Genomic DNA, 15,832 nt, shown 5'->3' with positions numbered 1-15,832 from the left:
TATTCATTTCTGCATGGATAAATGCTCGACTGGACTCTTCTCCGCTCCTTCCTCGCCGTGATCGACACCGGCTCGCTGTCGGCCGCCGCCGAGCGGCTCGGCCTCGTCCAGCCCACCGTCGGCCGGCACATCCGCGAGCTCGAGGAGACGCTCGGCGCCCCGCTGTTCCGCCGCCAGCCGCGCGGCCTCGAGCCGACGCCGGCCGCCCTCGACCTCGTCGAGGACGCCCGCCGCATGGGCGAGGCGGCCATGGCGCTGGAGCGCAAGGCGAGCGGCGCCGGCGACAGCCTCGCCGGCACGGTGCGCGTCACGGCGAGCCGCATGGTGGCGACCTACCTGCTGCCGGACATCGTCGCGGCGCTGCATGTCGAGGAGCCGGCCGTCGACATCGAGATCGTCGCCAGCGACGAGACGCAGAACCTGCTGCGCCGCGACGCCGACATCGCGCTGCGCATGTACGAGCCGCGGCAGGCCCAACTGGTCCGCCGCCGCATCGGCGACATCCCGCTCGCCGTCTATGCCGCGCCCGCCTACCTCGCCCGGCGCGGCACGCCGGCCACGCTGGCCGACCTGCTCGATCACGACATCATCGGCCTCGACCGGGCCGACGAGTTGTTGCAGGGCTTTGCCCGCTTCGGCATGCCGGTACCGCGCGAATGGTTTCCCATCCGCTGCGACGATCACGTCGTCGGCTGGCAGATGGTGATCGCCGGTGCCGGCATCGGCTTCGTGCAGGTGCCGATCGCCGAGGCCGAGCCGCGCGTCGTCCGCCTTCCGGTCGAAGACATCGGCTTTGCGCTGCCGCTCTGGCTCGCCTATCACGAGGACCTCCGGCCGAACCGCCGCGTCCGCTTCGTCGCCGACCGCCTCGCCGACGGCCTCGCCCGCCGCATCAATTCCCGGGAGACACGATGATCGCCGCCCTTTCCGCCGTCCCCGCCGCCGAACTGGCGCCGCTCCTGATCGGCGCCACGCTGACGGTCGATGGCGTCGGCGGCGTCATCGTCGAGACCGAGGCCTACGAGGCCGACGACCCCGCCTCGCACTCCTTCGCCGGCGAGCGCCCCCGCAACCGGGCGATGTTCGGCCCGCCGCTCACCGCCTACGTCTACCGCTCCTACGGCGTCCACTGGTGCTTCAACATCGTCACCGGTCCGGCCGGCCACGGCGCCGCCGTGCTGGTGCGGGCGATCGAGCCGACCGTCGGCCTGACGACGATGGCGGAACGGCGGGGCATGGCCGAGCCGCGCCTCCTCGCCTCCGGCCCCGGCCGGCTGACCGAGGCGCTCGGCATAACCATCGCCCACGACGGCCTGTCGCTCGACGCGCCGCCCTTCCGCCTGATCCCGCGCGACGGCGCGCCCGACATCGTCACCGGCCCGCGCATCGGCATCACCAGGGCCGCCGACCGCCTCTGGCGCTTCGGCCTCAGGGGATCGCCCTTCCTGAGCCGGCCGTTCCGCTGACGATCAGCGCAACAGCCGCAGCGAGCCGGTCAGCGACTTGACCCACTTGGCCGGGCCGCACAGGCCGAGACCATCGATCGTCTCGTCGGCAAGGTGCTTTTCCGGCAGTAGCGCCTCGTACTCCCGATAGTCGTGCAGCGACCGCGAGAAGGCGGGAAACACCACCAGCGCGCCGTCGTCGCCGCGCGGCATCGCCTTCAGCATCAGTGCGCCGATGGCCTCGGGCGCCGCCGCCAGGATGGGGACCGGCAGGATGGAGCTGTCGTCGATGGTCCGGCCGTCGGCGTCGGTCAGCGGCCGGTTGCCGAGCCACGCCAGGCGGGCGCCGAGACCGATGCCGATGGCGCCGACCGTGTTGGCGAGAAGACCGGGCGGCAGCTCGGGATTGACGACGATGGCGAGGCGGCTGTCGGGCGGCATGATCACTCCGGAACGATGGTTGAACGCCGGCAGGATATCCCGCCCGTCACGACAATTTCTGCCGGAGTTTGCATCGGATTCGCCGAATGTGGTAGAATCTACCGATTTCAAGCTGACAACAGGTACGGCATGCCGAATTCATCGCTCGAACCGGTCGACATCAGGATTCTCGACGCGTTGCAGGCCGACGGTCGCCTGACCAACCAGGCGCTCGCCGCTGAGGCCGGCCTGTCGACATCGCCCTGCTGGCGGCGGGTGCGGCAGCTCGAGGACAGCGGCGTCATCGGCGGCTACCGCGCCGCGCTCGACCGGCAGAAGATCGGCCTCGGCGTACTCGCCTTCGTCCGCGTCAAGATCGACAGCCACAGCGAGGCGGAAGCCGAGGAATTCTCCAGGAGCGTCGCCCGCCTGCGCGAGGTGATCGCCTGCTATTCGATCGCCGGCGACGCCGACTTCCTGTTGCAGGTGGTGTCGCCCGACCTCGACACCTACGCCGATTTCGCCATGACGGTGATCCGCCGGCTGCCGCGCATCAAGGAGATGCAGACCACCTTCGTGCTGAAGGAGATCAAGCCGTTCAAGGGCTTCCCCGTTGGGCTGTAGCCGGCCGTATCGTGCAGGCGACCTATATCGGCCCCTTGCTCTATCCTGCCCGAGGTCCTACGCCTTCGCGTAGGATGACAACCTATAGGTAGGCTATCCATATGTTTCCTATATATAAATCTGTCATCCTGCGCGAAGGCGCAGGACCTCGGGCCGAAAAGAGCAACAGGCAAATATAGGCCGCTCGGTCAATACACCGGCTTGCCGCCGATGGTCAGCAGACCGAGCATGTCGTCGTCGTCGGACACCCAGCGCTGCAAGGCGGCCACCGTCACCATGTCGGTGCCGCCCTCATCGCCGACGCCGGCGATGTGCTGGTAGGGCTCGAAGGTATCGCCGAGATGCGACAGCACGGCAAAGGCGGTGCTGAAGTCGTCGCCGCCGGCATAGCGGCTCGGCGTGACGATGGTGCGGATGCCGGCCGCCGTGGCCGCCGCCAGACCGGGGCCGTTGTCTTCGAAGACGATCGCCGCGCGCGGCGTCAGATCGAGCCGGGCCAGCGCCTGCTGGTAGACGTCGGGCGCCGGCTTCGGCCGCACCGCGCCGGCGCCGCCGACGATGGCGGTGATCTTTTCGAGGCCGTCGAGCCCGAAATTGGCCAGGATCAGCGCCTCGGCGTTCTCGATGCTCGATGTGGTGGCCAGCACCACGGCGAGCCCCTGCGAGCGGGCGTCGTCGATCAGCCGCTCGATGCCGGGCCGCGGCCGGGCCAGCCGCCGGTCGACCAGCTTGGCGAACAGCCGCGTCTTGGCGGCGTGCAGCTCGTCGACCTTCTGCCGGCCGATTTCGGCCATCGGTGGTGCGTAATGCTCGATGAAATGGACGAGGCGCGCCCGGCCGCCATGCACGGCCAGCAGTTCGCCGTAGAAGTCGGGCTCCCACACCCAGGACAGGCCGGCTTCCGCGAAGGCGCGATTGAAGGCGAGGCGATGGACCTCCTCGGTTTCCGCCAGCGTGCCGTCGACATCGAAGATCAGCGCCTTGATCGGTGCCATCACGCCCTCTCGGCCTGAGCATCCTTTGGAAAAGCGGGAATCGGTGTCCACTTCGCTCGAAAATGCTCTACTGAAGCTTCTCCAATACTGCCGGAAGACCCCGGAAATCGTCCATCACGAAATCCGCCTTGAGCTCGTCGGCGGGAATGTCGGTGTAGCCGTAGCGCACCACCGCCACCTTGATGCCGGCCGCCTTGGCCGAGGCGACGTCGTTGGCGCTGTCGCCGACCATCAGCACGTCTTCCTTCGGAAGGCCGAGCCGCTCGGCCACCAGCCACAGCATGTCGGGCGCCGGCTTGGGGGTGACGCCGCTGTCGCCGCCGACCACCACGGCGATCTCCGCGCCGATGCCCAGGCTGTCGACGATCTCGCGCGACACCGCCGCCGGCTTGTTGGTGCAGACGGCCAGCCGATAGCTCTTCGCCAGTTCCTTCACCATGTCGGCGGCGTGCGGGAACAGCCGCGTCAGGCGGGTGGCGCGCGGCTCGTAGAAGCCGAGATAGGTCTTCACATGCGCGTCGAGCACCTCGCCGGCGACGATCACGCCATGGGCGGCGAAGGCCTTCTGCACCAGCACCGGCACGCCCTTGCCGACCATCGACGCCACGGCGCGTGTTGCATGCGGGGCAAGGCCGTTGGCGGCCATCAGGTCGTTCACCGCCTCGGCGAGGTCGGGCAGGCTGTCGACCAGCGTGCCGTCGAGGTCGAAAATCAGGGCGCGAATGCTCATAGACTGTCTCTCAGGGCTTGGATGTTGCGGCGGTAATCGGCCTCGGTGCCGCCCTTGAACACCGACGTGCCGGCCACCAGCACGTCGGCGCCGGCGCGGGCCAGGAGGCCGGCGTTGGCGGTGGAAACGCCGCCGTCGATCTCGATGTGGATGGGCCGGTCGCCGGTGAGCGCCTTCACCTTCTTCACCTTCTCGACGACGGCCGGAATGAACGCCTGGCCGCCGAAGCCGGGGTTGACGGTCATCACCAGCACCAGGTCGATCTCGTCGAGCATATACTCGAGGCCACCGACGTCGGTACCGGGGTTGAGCACCACGCCGGCCTTCTTGCCGAGCGAACGGATCACCTGCAGCGAGCGGTGGACGTGCGGCCCGCCTTCCTTGTGGACGGAGATCACGTCGGCGCCGGCCTCGGCGAAGGCGGCGATGAACGGATCGGCCGGCTCGATCATCAGGTGCACGTCGAACGGCAGGCTGCTGTGCGGCCGCATCGCCTTCACCACCGCCGGGCCGAAGGTGATGTTGGGCACGAAGTGGCCGTCCATGATGTCGATGTGGATCCAGTCGCCGCCGGCCGCCTCGACGGCGGCCAGTTCTTCGCCGAGGCGCGCGAAATCCGACGACAATACGGAAGGAGCAATCTTGACGGTCATGAAGGAGCGTTCCGGCAAAAGGTGTTCAGGAGTAAGACGTTCTTAAAGCAAGACGCTGCCGAGCGCTAACCCCGTTTCCCCACGCGGGGTGAAAATCGAGCCGTAATCGATCAAGTACCGGCGACGGCGGATGACGCCACCGCCGGTACTTGCTTCATCTGTTATCCGGCTGGGAGCGTACCAGTTCCAGCCCGCGCGGCGTGATGCGATAGGGTTGGCCGCCCCTGGAGGCGATCGCCCGCTTGTTCTTCAACTTGCGGAACAGGAGCAGGCTGAAATCGGTGTAGAGCCAGCCGTCGCGGCTGTAGCAGGCGAGCTCCTCGATGTCGCCGCGTTCGTCGCGGACGATGTCGATGCGTCCGCCCTGGGCGAGCAGGTGCAGGATGCGCTGCTCGGCGCGTGAAATATCCATGGTCTGAAGTCCGGAAGTAGCGCCGCTTGGGCGCACCAAAGCGTTCCGGAAGCATCGAGGCTTCCGGGGCGGCATTGGATCGGCCCGCGTTGCCGGCAGCATGCCGGGCGGGCCGTCACCGGGATTCAGACAGACGTGACATCCACGCTCCTGTTGCGACGGCTCGATCCTGCCGGGCGTCCGCCGGAGCGTCAACGGCCAGCGGCCGTCCCTTTGCTCATCATCTGCCGATTGTGGCGCTCCGGTCACGATACCGTCGCTTTTGACGAGCACCGAGGGGACCGACGGGGACGGGATCGGTATTCAATCTTTTCCCCGTGACAATGGTCGAAACGGCGTCCGGCAAATGGTGTCCGGCGAGAGCTTGCGGTAAGCTCGGGAAGACCATCGTGAGTCCGGGCAGGCGTCGCCGCCCGGCCTTGCCGGCATCGAAACATGGAGGGGCGGGAATCCGAGCATGCGCCACACAACCCTGAAGCAGCTACGATTCCTGTCGGCGGTCATCAAGACCGGCACCGTCACCGCCGCCTCCTCGGCCATGAACGTCACGCCGCCGGCCATCACCGCCCAGGTCAAGGCGCTGGAAGACCTGGTCGGCCTGCCGCTGGTGGAGCGCGTCGGCGACCGTTTCATCGCCACCTCGGCCGGCAGGGAGATCGCCAGCACGCTCGACCGCATCGAGGCGCTACTCAACGAATGCTCCGGCGCGCTGGCCGAGATGCGCGAGGCGGGCTCCGGCCGCGTCGCCGTCGGCGTCGTCTCCACCGCCCGCTATTTCGCGCCGACCGTGCTCGCCGCCTTCCGCCGGGAGCGGCCGAAGGTCGATATCGACTTCATCGTCGGCAACCGCGACGAGACCATCCTGCGCCTCAGGAACTACGAGGTCGACCTCGCCGTCATGGGCCGGCCGCCGGGCGAGTTCGACGTCGAGGCCAAGGCGATCGGCCAGCATCCGCAGGTGATCATCTGCGCGCCCGACCATCCGTTGGCCCGCGAGCGCAACATCCCCATCGAAGCCTTGATGGGCGAGACCTTCCTGGTGCGCGAGGCCAATTCCGGCACCCGCCATTCCTTCGCCCAACTGATGAGCCAGCACGACGGCGGCCGCGACATCCGCGAGTTCGAGATGGGCTCCAACGAGACCATCAAGCAGGCGGTGATGGCCGGCCTCGGCATCTCCTTCATCTCCTCGCACACCATCGCCGCCGAGGTCGATGCCGGCCGCCTCGTCATCATGGATGTCATCGGCCTGCCGCTCATGAAGACCTGGCACGTCGTCCGCCGCACCGACAAGCGGCTGCTGCCGTCGGCCGAGGCGATGTATCGCTTCTGGGTCGAGCACGGCGGCGACTACCTGCCGAAGATCACCGGCCACGCGGATTGAGGATATCGGCATGACCGCTTCCCTGCGTCCCTTCCGGGTGGTCGAAAGCCTGTGCGCCACCGGCAAGGAGTCGGAGGCGAAAAAGGAGGATCGGCTGGTCGTCACCGACGACTTCGCCGCCGTCATCGACGGCGCCACCTCCTCCGGCCCGATCGGCGACCGGCCGGGCGGCATCGTCGCCGCCGAGGCGGTGGAGCGGGCGGTCAAAGAGCTCCCGCCGGCCGCCACGGTTCGCGACTTCGTCGACCGCGCCACGGCGAATATCGCGGCGGCGATCGGCGACTGGCCGGATGAAACGCTGATGCGTCCGTCGGCGGTGGCCGCCGTCTGGTCGCGGGCGCGCGGCGAGGTCTGGCGGGTCGGCGACTGCCACGTCCGCATCGACGGCCGCGCTTATCCCGGCGGCAAGGAGATCGACCGCATCGGCTACGAATTCCGCTGCGCCGTCATCCGGGCGCGCCTCCGCCTCGGGCTGACCAACCTCGAGGCCGAGCGGCGGGTGCCGACCATGGAGCAGCCCTTCCGGCCGCTGGTCACCGCCCAGCACGCCTTTCTCAACCTCGACAGCGACGATCCCCTCGCCTACGGCGGCCTGGCCGGCACCTTCGTGCCCGACCGCTTCGTCGAGGTGATCGAGGCGACGGCCGCCCGCGACATCGTGCTCGCCTCCGACGGCTTCCTGTCACCGCCGGCAACCCTTGCCGAAGGCCTCGCCGAGATCACCCGCATCCGGGAAAACGATCCGCTGATGGTGGACCTGGTCATGGGCTCGCGACCGTTCATGCCGGGCCGCGACTATTTCGACGACACCACCTATTTGCGGATCGCCGTCGGCTGACGCATCCGCCCGAAAAGGTGTGAGACTTTTCGGATAAGCGGATGCGCAGCCAACAAACAGACCACCCGCCCGAAAAGCCTCAATAGGAAATGGTCGGGCAGTTTTCCCGGATAAATATCTGAAACGGGGTGTATTCCCCGCCGGTGGTACCGGACTCGCCTCTTTGGAAATTCCGCCCCAGCACCTCCAGGGCGCGCTGGGCTTCGAGCCGCGGGTTCTGGTCGATGACAGCGTCGAGAGCACCGTCGAGGAGCATCTGCCGGCGCGCCTCGGTGAGTTCGTGGGTGATCAGCACGATCTTGTGGGTGAGGCCGAGCGAGCCGATGGCCTGAACGATGGCCGAGTTGCCGGCCGAGACATTGTAGATGCCCCGGATTCCGGGATATTCGCGCAGCGCGTCGAGAACGACCTGTCCGGCCCTTTCGCGGTTCTCGCCGCTTTCCAGGGCGGCGACGATCCGGCAGGACGGGAAGCGCTCGCGCAGTACCGAGCGGAACCCCATCTCCCGCTCCTCGTGCCCGGCCATGCGCTGCAGGCCGAGGACGAGCAGGATGTCGCCGCCCTCGCCGCCGAGGAAACGCCCCATCAGCTCGCCGGCCACCCGGCCGGTCTGGCGGTTGTTGGAGCCGACATAGGCGATGCGGCCGCTGTCCGGCAGGTCGGTGACCAGCGTCACGATCGGGATCTTCCGCGAGACGCGGCGAAGGGCTTCGGAAATCTTCGGATCGTTGGGACAGGTGACGATCAGCCCGTCGTAGCCGGCCGCCACCTGCTCGATCTTGCGGCTGGTGCCCGCGAAGTCGTTGACGTCGATGTAGTGGACGAAGCTGGTGATCCTGAGATCGGCCATGGTCAGGTTGAGGTCGCTGAAGGCGTCGCGCAGCGCCTCGAAGAACGGATTGTGCGGCGACTGCATCATCACCGCCACGCGCAGCGTCCTGAGGTGACTGCGGAAGAGGCGGCGATCGAGATTGAGCCTGGTCGCCCATTCCAGAACCTTGGCCTCGGTATCGGGTGAAACGCCGCCGCGGCTGTTAACGACGCGATCCACCGTGCTGATGCTGACGCCGGCGGCTTCCGCGATGCGGATCAGGGTCGCTTTGTTGCTCATGGCCTTAGTATGATGGTTTCCCATCATAAATCAACTCGACTGAATGGAAAAGACCAAATAATTTTCAAGTCGAGGAACCAACGGGGACGGGCGCCGGCAAGCTAAGTATCGGCCGGTCACGGGCATCGCAGCGAAAACAGTAAACAAAACAGCAGCGAAGCGCCTGCCTGCGGCAGGGCTTCGAAGGGAGGAGGACTGCCTCATCGAGGCGTTGCCCGGCAGACGGCGCGTGCATCACTCAGCGCCCCTCCCTTTGTCCACCGATCCGACGGCCGTGCCGGCCGAAGCTGTGGTGCCGTCCGGCATCCAGGAACAGTCGAGATTATCAGGAGGAGTGACAAGTATGACCGGAATTGCCCTCATGGGCGCAGGCCGCATGGGACAGGTCCATGCCGCCGCCATCGTCGAAGCCGGCGCCCGGCTGGCGGCGATCTACGATCCCGTCACGGCGGCGGCGGAAGGCCTCGCCGCCAGGACCGGCGCCCGCGTGGCGTCCACCGCCGCCGAGGCCATGGGTGACGCCGCCGCCGACGCCATCGTCATCGCCACCTCGTCGGACACTCACGTCGACCTGGTGCTGGAAGCGGTGAAGACCGGCAAGCCGGTGCTCTGCGAGAAGCCGCTGGCCAGCAGCTACGCGGCGGCCCGCAAGTGCGTCGCCGCCATCGGCGAGACGGCCGCGCGGCGCGTCTTCCTCGGCTTCAACCGCCGCTACGATCACGGTCACGCCTCGGTGCGCCAAGCGGTCCATGGCGGCGCGGTCGGCCGGCTCGAGCAACTGATCATCACCAGCCGCGATCCGTTCCCGCCACCGCTCGACTACGTGCCCCGCTCCGGCGGCCTGTTCCGCGACATGATGATCCACGACTTCGACATGGCTCGCGCCATCACCCGGCAGGACTTCGTCTCGGTCACCGCCCACGGCTCGTCGATCATCGATCCGGAGATCGGCCGTCTCGGCGACATCGACACCGCCGCCGTGACGCTGGTCGCCGCCGACGGCACCATCGTCACCATCCACAATTCGCGCCGCTGCGCCTTCGGCTTCGACCAGCGCCTCGAGGCCTTCGGCTCGACCGGCATGGTGATCTCCGACAATCCGCGCCAGTCGGGCTTCCAGCGTTTCACCAACGAGAACCCCGGCACGCAAGCGCCGATCCTTGAGTTCTTCATGGAGCGCTATGGCCCGAGCTACGCCGCGGAAATCCGGCTGTTCCTCGACTGCGCCCGCGAGGGTCGGGACATGCCGGTCAACGCCATCGACGGCCTGATGGCGGCCTATCTGGCCGAGGCCGCGACCGCTTCGCGCAAGCAGGGAAAGACCATCGAGCTCACCGGACCCGATCAGGAGTTTGCAAATGTCTGACACAATGAACCGTCATGCCGACAGTGCCGCCGTGGTCACCGGCGGCGCCCAGGGACTGGGGCTGGCCATCGCCACCCAGTTGGTCGACGAGGGTTGCCGCCGCGTCGTGCTGGCCGATCTCAACGCCGAGAAGGTGGAGGCCTCCGCCGCCGAGCTTCGCGCCCGGGGGATCACGGTCAAGGCGGTGGCGCTGGACCTCACCGATGTCGCCTCCTGTCTGGGGCTGATCAACACCGCCATCCGCGAGCTCGGCACCGTCAACGTGCTGGTCAACGCCGCCGCTCTCGGCGCCCGCGACACGCTGGTCGACGGAACGTTGGACCAGTTCGACCGGATGTTCGCCACCAACGTCCGCGCCCCCTACTTCCTCATGCAAGGGTTTGTCAGGCATCGCCTTGCCGAAGGCGGCGGCGGCGCCATCCTGAACATCGTTTCCAACTGCGCTCACTGCGGCCAGTCTTATCTTGCATCCTATTCGGCGTCGAAGGGCGCGCTGGCGACGCTGACCAAGAACGTCGCCAACGCCTACAAATTCGACCGGATCCGCTGCAACGCCATCCTGCCGGGCTGGATGGATACCCCAGGCGAGGACATCACCCAGCGCAAGTTCCACGGCGCCACCGATGGCTGGCTGGAACGGGCCGAGGCAGGGCAACCTATGAAGCAGCTGGCCAAGCCCTACCAACTCGCCTGCCTCGCCAGCTTCATGCTGGCTCCGAGCGCCGGCGTCATGACCGGCGCCCTCGTCGACTACGACCAGCAGATTCCTGGTTCCTATCCGGAATGAGCCTGCGGGCAACACCGGCGAGAGTCTGAGAGAGAAACCCCACGGGCATCAAAAGACGGGCGCGGCCATGACGCGCCCGTCGGAAGCAATCGACGGGTATCGACAGGCCGGGGCAGTGGAGACCCGGCTCCAGGACCCTATGGTTTAGGCACTTAATCGATCTCATGGACGGCAGAGATCGGATCAACTCTGCCGGTTGCTCCTGTGAGACGCGGAGCGGCGGTCCTGGCGGAGGAGGCCACGATCCACTGCGCCGCCCTGATCCAAGCGACCAACACGAATGGGAGGATTCCAAATGAAGTGCTTTCGTATTGCGCTGGCCCTGACCGTCGCCGCCATGGCTCTCGGTATCGGCAGCGCCTCTGCCGCCGAGAAGCCCAAGCTCGCCATGATCCTCAAGACGCTCAGCGCGCCCTACTGGCAGATCGTCGTGGCCGGCGCCAGGGAGGCGGCCGACAAGAACGGCGCCGATCTGGTCGTGCTCGGGCCGCCGACCGAGGACGCCGTCGAGCAGCAGATCAACATGGTCCAGGATGTCCTGGCCCAGAAGCCCGACGCCCTGATCTTCTCGCCGTCGCAGCCGCCCACCGCCGTCGGCGTGCTGAACAAGTTTGCCCAGGCGAAGATCCCGGTCATTCTGGTCGACACCGGCATGCCGGAAGGCTTCACCGACTACGTCACCTTCATCGGCACCGACAACTACGCCGCCGGCCAGGCCGGTGGCGAGGCGCTGGTCAAGGTGCTGAAGAAGGGCGACAAGGTGCTGCTGCTCGACGGCGCGCCGGGCAATCCGGCCATGACCGACCGCGTCGACGGCGCCAAGGAAAGGCTCGATGCCGCCGGTATCGTCATCGGCGCCCGCCAGCCGGCCTACAGCGACCGCGAACGCGCCTTCTCGGTCACGCAGAACGTGCTCCAGTCGACGCCGGACATCGCCGCCGTATTCGCCGGCAATGACGACGAGGCGCTCGGCGCCATGCGGGCCTTGAAGCAGAACGGCAAGGACGTGCCGGTCATCGGCGTCAATGCCGATGACGACGCGCTGCACGCCATCCTGGCCGGCGACCTCTACGGCTCCGTCGCCCAGTCCAACTACCAGATGGGCGTTCTCGGCGTCGAGAAGGCGCTGGCGGCGATCAAGGGCGAGGCGGTCGACAAGCGCATCGATTCCGGCGCCGAGCTCATCACCAGGGACAATGCCCAGGCCCTGCTCGACCAGCGGGCCGACCTGACCAAGTGATTCCCTTTCCGAGACGCCGTCATGCGGCGTTTCGAGAAAAAGGAATGGGTCGGTGATTTCCGTCCGCGGTTCGCCAATCGGCGCAGCTCGATGGACGGATGAATTCTCTTCCTCACCGTCTGCCACAGAGCCTCGCCCGAATCTCATTTCGATCTTTCGGGCGAGGCCGATGCCATCCGCGGCTCGGCCGTTTTCGATCCTCGCCTATTGGGCGGCGGCGCGCGTCTCGTCCAGCCAGCGCGCCTCGTAGGCGGCGAGCATCGCCCAGGTCGCCTCGTGGTCGGGCAGGCGGCGGTCGACACCGGCCACCTTGCGGCCGATGGTGATGCCGTAGCCGCCGAGGTCGCGGGACGTGGCGAAGCCGGGCTCGTCGGGAACGTCGTCGCCGACGTGCACCGGCACGCGGCCAAGGAACGGCCGGTGTTCCATCAGGAAGGCGATGCCCGAGCCCTTGTTGGCCCCTTGGGGCACCACGTCGATCGACACCCGGCCGGGGATCACCGCCACGTGGCCGCCGGAATGGCGCGCGGCCAGCGCCGCCGCCTTGGCGGCCAGCGGATCGCCCTCGTTGTAGACGATGGCCAGCGCGCCGATCTTCCACTGGATGTCCATGGTGGGATAGGCGTCGGCCACCACCGAGGCGATGTCCTCGAGCGCCTGCCGCTCCTCCGGCGTCTGCACCGGCGTGAAGCGGCGGCCGTCGGCAAAGCGGCGATCAGCGCCCTGCAGCGCCGCCACCGGCAGCCTCAAGGGCGTGAACATCGGATCGACGGTTTCCACCGAGCGGCCGCTGACGATGGCCAGCGCGCCATCCATGAGGTCGTAGAGCCGGCCGATCAGGGCGATGCGGTCGGCGGCGATGCCGCGCTCGCGGTCGGCGTAGGTGGGGCCGATCAGCGTGCCGTCGACGTCGAGGAACAGCGCGAGGCGGTCGGGTGCGGGCAGATGGGCGGCGAGGTCGTGCGGATCGGTGAAGGACATGGGCCTTTGGTGGTCGGCGAAAAGGAGCGTCGCTCAGACGAAAGTATCGTCCGCAACATTCCCAATCTCTACAGCCAACGCCGCCCGCCGACAATGCCTTGACGGTTGAATCGATATGAAAGCCGTCTGACGGCCACCATCGGCTCAAATTCTGGCGAACTTCACCAGGTCAAGCGCATAGGTCGGCGTATCGACCGGAAGCCGTGAAAACCCATGCCTCAGATAGAACGCCTCGGCCGCCGGCGAAATCGCATGCACCACCACGAGGCGGGCGGATACTTCTTCGGCCGCCCGCAGGGAACGCAGCACGGCGTCCTTGAGAAGCGCCGCGCCAAGGCCGTTGCGCTGCCAGTTCTCATCGACCGCGAGACGGCCGAGAACGACGGCCGGAATGAACCGGGGCATGTTCCGCCGAACCGAGCCAATGGCTTCCTGGTTGAGGATTTGTCCCATGGAGAGGGCATAGAACCCGACAACCCGCCGGGTTCCCGTTTGGCACGAGACGAAGGTGCGGCTGGCCCCCAGGACCATGTTGGCGAGCGCGCGGCCACGCAGCCAATCGTCCAGGCTGGGTTCCCCCGACCTGAAGGCGCCGATGTCATGCTCCTCCCGGAGGAGCATCGGCGCCGTGAACGGAAAATTCTGCTCAGCCACGTGACCAGTTCGTCTTGGCGGCCATCAGGCGCTTCATGCCGGCGGCCTCTTCGGCCGAGACCGGGGCATCCATCCAGTCGAGGGTCTTCTGGAAAGCGGGAGCATTCATGTAGACGGACGTCTGGTCGAGGAGAACGGCCTTGGCCTCCTTGATGGCGGAGGACAGCATGAACTGCGACCGGTTCGCGCCGACCAGCTCGGCCGCCTGGTCAATGAGAATCCGATCCTGCGGGCGTGCCCGCAGATGGATATTCACGTCGGCGGTGGCTTGTTCGTTCGGCATGCTTCTCCATGACCCATTGTGTTGACAATGTCAACACAATTCAAGGCAATCCGCCGGTCAGGGCTTGTTTTATCTTCAGACCTCGAAGTCGTAGACGAGGATGCCGTCCAGCCCGCCGTCGGCCGCCGCCACGATCTTGTCGCCGACCTTTACGTGCTCGGGGTGGACGAGATAGGCGTCGCGCGCCGCCGCGTCGGTGAAGGTGACGACGAAGCCATGCTGGAAGCCGTGGCCGAGGCCCTCCGGCGACGCGTTCGGCCCGGCCTTGAAATCGACCATGCCGGGGATGAACGACTTCAGCGCCGCCACGGCGCCATAGAGCTTCAGGATGTTGGCCGACGACGCGGCGGCCGGCATCTTCATGAACACGCAATGCAGGATCATGCGAACTCCTCCCTCGCCGGATGACCATCCGGCCAAACTCTCAATCCTCGACGGGCGGCGGCGTACGGCCGCGCAGCGGCCGCTCCTCGATGCGGGCGAGCAGCGCCAGCGAAATCAGTTGCGCCACCGCCGCCGTGGCGAACAGCGCCTGGAAGGCGGCGACGGCGCCCTCCCGGGCCGCCGGATCGAGCGCGCCCTCGCTGATATGGTCGCCGATGCCGGCGCTGCCGACGATGGCCCCCAGCACGGCGATGGCGACGACGGCGCCCAGCGAGCGCACGAAGGTGTAGGCGCCGGTGGCCGTGCCGAGGTCGCGCGGATCGGCGGCGTTCTGCACCATGACGGTGGCGACCGGGAACAGCGTGCCCTGGCCGAAGGCGGTAAGCACGGCCAGCGCCTCGATCGCCCAGAACGGCACGTTTCCGGCAAAAAGCCCGACCGCCGCCAGCGCCACCGCCGACAGCAGGCTGCCGATCATCGGCAGCCGCTTGTAGCGCCGGCCCTTGCGCAAAATGCGCGCCGAGATGTTGGAGCCGGCGACCGAGCCGATCATCGGCCCGAGCAGCGCCAGGCCGGCCGCCGAGGCGCCGAAGCCGTCGATCAATTGCAGGTAGACCGGGAAATAGACCGACAGACCGAACATGCCGGCGCCCGCCAGGAAGGAAGCGGCCGAGGTGAGCGTGATCACCCGGTCGCCGAAGATGCGCGGCGGCAGCAGCGGCTCCGCCGGCTGGAATTGGTACCAGGCGAACAGCACGAAGGCGGCGGCCGACAGCGCGAGCATGCCGAGGATCAGCGGCGAGCTCCAGGGATAGGAATGGCCGCCGAGCGTCAGCGGCAGCAGGAACAACAGCGTCGCCGCCATGATCATCAGCGCGCCGGCGACGTCGAGCCGATGGTCGCGCCGGATATCCGGCAGGCGGGACAGCGGCTTCAGCGACAGGCCGACGGCCAGCGCGCCGAGCGGCAGGTTCAGCCAGAAGATCGCCGACCAGTGGACATATTCGGCCAGAAGGCCGCCGAGCACCGGCCCGGCGACGCTCGACGTCGCCCAGACGGCGGAGATGTACACCATGTACTTGCCGCGCTCGCGCGGCGGCGCCACGTCGCCGATGATGGTCTGGACGAGGGCCATCAGCCCGCCGCCGCCGAGCCCCTGCAAGGCGCGGCCGGCGATCAGCACCGCCATCGACGGCGCTATCGCCGAGATCAGCGAGCCCGCCACGAAGATGCCGACGCCGGCATAGAGCACCGGCCGCCGCCCCTTGAGATCGGCGAGCTTGCCGTAGAGCGGCGTCACCGCCGTCGCCGTCAGGAAATAGGCCGAGACGATCCACGACACCCATTCGCCGCCGCCGAGCGAGGCGCCCATCACCGGCAGGGCCGGCGTGACGATGGTCTGGTCGAGCGCGGCGAGGAACATGCAGAGAAGCGCGGTGACGACGATCTTGGTCTTGTCGTCCTCGGTGAGAACCTGCTGGTCGGGCGGAGAGAGAGTGGTCATGGCGTGGTCCGGCGGGTTGCG

At 67.5% G+C, this 15,832-nt stretch carries 19 protein-coding genes; 8 read left to right on the top strand and 11 right to left on the bottom strand.

The window, feature by feature from the left end:
- Positions 1–21: 21 nt before the first annotated feature.
- Together CJ014_RS28085 and CJ014_RS01085 are read left to right on the top strand one after the other, a co-directional pair.
- Complete coding sequence (locus CJ014_RS28085; protein WP_100078672.1) at positions 22–915, top strand: LysR family transcriptional regulator; 894 nt, start codon at positions 22–24, stop codon at positions 913–915.
- Positions 912–1,466 carry a DNA-3-methyladenine glycosylase gene (locus CJ014_RS01085; RefSeq protein ID WP_100078671.1) on the top strand — a complete coding sequence of 185 codons (555 nt, stop codon included), beginning with the start codon at positions 912–914 and terminating at the stop codon, positions 1,464–1,466. The genes CJ014_RS28085 and CJ014_RS01085 overlap by 4 nt, the downstream gene beginning before the upstream one ends.
- Positions 1,467–1,469: 3 nt before the next feature.
- On the opposite strand, the gene CJ014_RS01080 is transcribed toward CJ014_RS01085, so the two are convergent.
- Complete coding sequence (locus CJ014_RS01080) at positions 1,470–1,886, bottom strand: DUF2000 domain-containing protein (RefSeq protein ID WP_100079297.1); 417 nt, start codon at positions 1,884–1,886, stop codon at positions 1,470–1,472.
- 129 nt (positions 1,887–2,015) lie between these two features.
- On the opposite strand from CJ014_RS01080, the gene CJ014_RS01075 reads away from it, so the two are divergent.
- On the top strand, positions 2,016–2,489 hold the full coding sequence (locus CJ014_RS01075) for an Lrp/AsnC family transcriptional regulator (protein ID WP_100078670.1): 474 nt from the start codon (positions 2,016–2,018) through the stop codon (positions 2,487–2,489).
- A 188-nt stretch (positions 2,490–2,677) separates the two neighbouring features.
- Here CJ014_RS01075 and CJ014_RS01070 read toward each other — a convergent pair whose 3' ends face one another.
- From CJ014_RS01070 to CJ014_RS01055, 4 genes are all read right to left on the bottom strand, one after another.
- Entirely contained in the window at positions 2,678–3,484 is an 807-nt protein-coding gene (locus CJ014_RS01070) for an HAD-IA family hydrolase (RefSeq protein WP_100078669.1), read from the bottom strand.
- Positions 3,485–3,551: 67 nt separating this feature from the next.
- Complete coding sequence (gph, locus tag CJ014_RS01065) at positions 3,552–4,214, bottom strand: phosphoglycolate phosphatase (RefSeq protein ID WP_100078668.1); 663 nt, start codon at positions 4,212–4,214, stop codon at positions 3,552–3,554.
- The gene (gene rpe / locus CJ014_RS01060) at positions 4,211–4,867 is read right to left on the bottom strand and encodes a ribulose-phosphate 3-epimerase (protein WP_100078667.1); all 657 of its coding nucleotides are present in this window, start codon (positions 4,865–4,867) and stop codon (positions 4,211–4,213) included. Before rpe ends, gph begins: the two co-directional genes overlap by 4 nt.
- A gap of 154 nt (positions 4,868–5,021) precedes the next feature.
- Positions 5,022–5,279 (bottom strand): YjhX family toxin, encoded by a 258-nt coding sequence (locus tag CJ014_RS01055; protein WP_100078666.1) that lies wholly within the window; start codon positions 5,277–5,279, stop codon positions 5,022–5,024.
- A gap of 457 nt (positions 5,280–5,736) precedes the next feature.
- Between CJ014_RS01055 and CJ014_RS01050 the strand changes: the two genes are divergently transcribed.
- Together CJ014_RS01050 and CJ014_RS01045 are read left to right on the top strand one after the other, a co-directional pair.
- The gene (locus tag CJ014_RS01050) at positions 5,737–6,663 is read left to right on the top strand and encodes a LysR substrate-binding domain-containing protein (RefSeq protein WP_100078665.1); all 927 of its coding nucleotides are present in this window, start codon (positions 5,737–5,739) and stop codon (positions 6,661–6,663) included.
- Between the two features lie 10 nt (positions 6,664–6,673).
- Positions 6,674–7,501 carry a hypothetical protein gene (locus CJ014_RS01045; RefSeq protein ID WP_100078664.1) on the top strand — a complete coding sequence of 276 codons (828 nt, stop codon included), beginning with the start codon at positions 6,674–6,676 and terminating at the stop codon, positions 7,499–7,501.
- A gap of 79 nt (positions 7,502–7,580) precedes the next feature.
- Here CJ014_RS01045 and CJ014_RS01040 read toward each other — a convergent pair whose 3' ends face one another.
- A complete protein-coding gene (locus CJ014_RS01040; protein ID WP_100078663.1) occupies positions 7,581–8,612 on the bottom strand; it encodes a LacI family DNA-binding transcriptional regulator in 1,032 nt (343 codons plus the stop codon).
- Between the two features lie 343 nt (positions 8,613–8,955).
- Between CJ014_RS01040 and iolG the strand changes: the two genes are divergently transcribed.
- The 3 genes from iolG to CJ014_RS01025 all read left to right on the top strand — a co-directional run bounded on the left by iolG (position 8,956) and on the right by CJ014_RS01025 (position 12,005).
- Positions 8,956–9,978 carry an inositol 2-dehydrogenase gene (gene iolG, locus CJ014_RS01035; RefSeq protein ID WP_100078662.1) on the top strand — a complete coding sequence of 341 codons (1,023 nt, stop codon included), beginning with the start codon at positions 8,956–8,958 and terminating at the stop codon, positions 9,976–9,978.
- Entirely contained in the window at positions 9,971–10,765 is a 795-nt protein-coding gene (locus tag CJ014_RS01030) for an SDR family oxidoreductase (protein ID WP_100078661.1), read from the top strand. Before iolG ends, CJ014_RS01030 begins: the two co-directional genes overlap by 8 nt.
- Positions 10,766–11,060: 295 nt before the next feature.
- The gene (locus CJ014_RS01025; protein ID WP_207765638.1) at positions 11,061–12,005 is read left to right on the top strand and encodes a sugar ABC transporter substrate-binding protein; all 945 of its coding nucleotides are present in this window, start codon (positions 11,061–11,063) and stop codon (positions 12,003–12,005) included.
- Between the two features lie 204 nt (positions 12,006–12,209).
- Here CJ014_RS01025 and CJ014_RS01020 read toward each other — a convergent pair whose 3' ends face one another.
- The 5 genes from CJ014_RS01020 to CJ014_RS01000 form a co-directional block, all read right to left on the bottom strand.
- Positions 12,210–12,986, bottom strand: a complete 777-nt coding sequence (locus CJ014_RS01020; RefSeq protein WP_100078659.1) for a trehalose-phosphatase — start codon at positions 12,984–12,986, stop codon at positions 12,210–12,212.
- Between the two features lie 144 nt (positions 12,987–13,130).
- Positions 13,131–13,607, bottom strand: coding sequence for a GNAT family N-acetyltransferase (locus CJ014_RS01015; protein ID WP_100079296.1), 477 nt, complete (start codon positions 13,605–13,607; stop codon positions 13,131–13,133).
- A 25-nt stretch (positions 13,608–13,632) separates the two neighbouring features.
- Positions 13,633–13,923: a type II toxin-antitoxin system TacA family antitoxin gene (locus CJ014_RS01010; RefSeq protein ID WP_100078658.1), complete on the bottom strand. Its 291-nt coding sequence runs from the start codon at positions 13,921–13,923 to the stop codon at positions 13,633–13,635.
- 75 nt (positions 13,924–13,998) lie between these two features.
- Positions 13,999–14,307: a Dabb family protein gene (locus CJ014_RS01005; protein WP_100078657.1), complete on the bottom strand. Its 309-nt coding sequence runs from the start codon at positions 14,305–14,307 to the stop codon at positions 13,999–14,001.
- Between the two features lie 40 nt (positions 14,308–14,347).
- Positions 14,348–15,811 carry an MDR family MFS transporter gene (locus CJ014_RS01000; RefSeq protein WP_100078656.1) on the bottom strand — a complete coding sequence of 488 codons (1,464 nt, stop codon included), beginning with the start codon at positions 15,809–15,811 and terminating at the stop codon, positions 14,348–14,350.
- Positions 15,812–15,832 lie beyond the last annotated feature (21 nt).

The sequence above is a fragment of the Pleomorphomonas carboxyditropha genome, from assembly GCF_002770725.1.
Lineage (GTDB): Bacteria > Pseudomonadota > Alphaproteobacteria > Rhizobiales > Pleomorphomonadaceae > Pleomorphomonas > Pleomorphomonas carboxyditropha.
The sequence above is the reverse complement of the archived record's forward strand: the minus strand, read 5'-3'. Positions and strand labels throughout refer to the sequence as shown.

What these genes read in the sequence shown, in the direction of transcription:
- CJ014_RS28085 (WP_100078672.1), top strand. Translation starts at nt 22, where the DNA reads ATGCTCGACTGGACTCTTCTCCGCTCCTTCCTCGCCGTGATCGACACC.
- CJ014_RS01085 (WP_100078671.1), top strand. Translation starts at nt 912, where the DNA reads ATGATCGCCGCCCTTTCCGCCGTCCCCGCCGCCGAACTGGCGCCGCTC.
- CJ014_RS01080 (WP_100079297.1), bottom strand. Translation starts at nt 1,886, where the DNA reads ATGCCGCCCGACAGCCGCCTCGCCATCGTCGTCAATCCCGAGCTGCCG.
- CJ014_RS01075 (WP_100078670.1), top strand. Translation starts at nt 2,016, where the DNA reads ATGCCGAATTCATCGCTCGAACCGGTCGACATCAGGATTCTCGACGCG.
- CJ014_RS01070 (WP_100078669.1), bottom strand. Translation starts at nt 3,484, where the DNA reads ATGGCACCGATCAAGGCGCTGATCTTCGATGTCGACGGCACGCTGGCG.
- gph (WP_100078668.1), bottom strand. Translation starts at nt 4,214, where the DNA reads ATGAGCATTCGCGCCCTGATTTTCGACCTCGACGGCACGCTGGTCGAC.
- rpe (WP_100078667.1), bottom strand. Translation starts at nt 4,867, where the DNA reads ATGACCGTCAAGATTGCTCCTTCCGTATTGTCGTCGGATTTCGCGCGC.
- CJ014_RS01055 (WP_100078666.1), bottom strand. Translation starts at nt 5,279, where the DNA reads ATGGATATTTCACGCGCCGAGCAGCGCATCCTGCACCTGCTCGCCCAG.
- CJ014_RS01050 (WP_100078665.1), top strand. Translation starts at nt 5,737, where the DNA reads ATGCGCCACACAACCCTGAAGCAGCTACGATTCCTGTCGGCGGTCATC.
- CJ014_RS01045 (WP_100078664.1), top strand. Translation starts at nt 6,674, where the DNA reads ATGACCGCTTCCCTGCGTCCCTTCCGGGTGGTCGAAAGCCTGTGCGCC.
- CJ014_RS01040 (WP_100078663.1), bottom strand. Translation starts at nt 8,612, where the DNA reads ATGAGCAACAAAGCGACCCTGATCCGCATCGCGGAAGCCGCCGGCGTC.
- iolG (WP_100078662.1), top strand. Translation starts at nt 8,956, where the DNA reads ATGACCGGAATTGCCCTCATGGGCGCAGGCCGCATGGGACAGGTCCAT.
- CJ014_RS01030 (WP_100078661.1), top strand. Translation starts at nt 9,971, where the DNA reads ATGTCTGACACAATGAACCGTCATGCCGACAGTGCCGCCGTGGTCACC.
- CJ014_RS01025 (WP_207765638.1), top strand. Translation starts at nt 11,061, where the DNA reads ATGAAGTGCTTTCGTATTGCGCTGGCCCTGACCGTCGCCGCCATGGCT.
- CJ014_RS01020 (WP_100078659.1), bottom strand. Translation starts at nt 12,986, where the DNA reads ATGTCCTTCACCGATCCGCACGACCTCGCCGCCCATCTGCCCGCACCC.
- CJ014_RS01015 (WP_100079296.1), bottom strand. Translation starts at nt 13,607, where the DNA reads ATGCTCCTCCGGGAGGAGCATGACATCGGCGCCTTCAGGTCGGGGGAA.
- CJ014_RS01010 (WP_100078658.1), bottom strand. Translation starts at nt 13,923, where the DNA reads ATGCCGAACGAACAAGCCACCGCCGACGTGAATATCCATCTGCGGGCA.
- CJ014_RS01005 (WP_100078657.1), bottom strand. Translation starts at nt 14,307, where the DNA reads ATGATCCTGCATTGCGTGTTCATGAAGATGCCGGCCGCCGCGTCGTCG.
- CJ014_RS01000 (WP_100078656.1), bottom strand. Translation starts at nt 15,811, where the DNA reads ATGACCACTCTCTCTCCGCCCGACCAGCAGGTTCTCACCGAGGACGAC.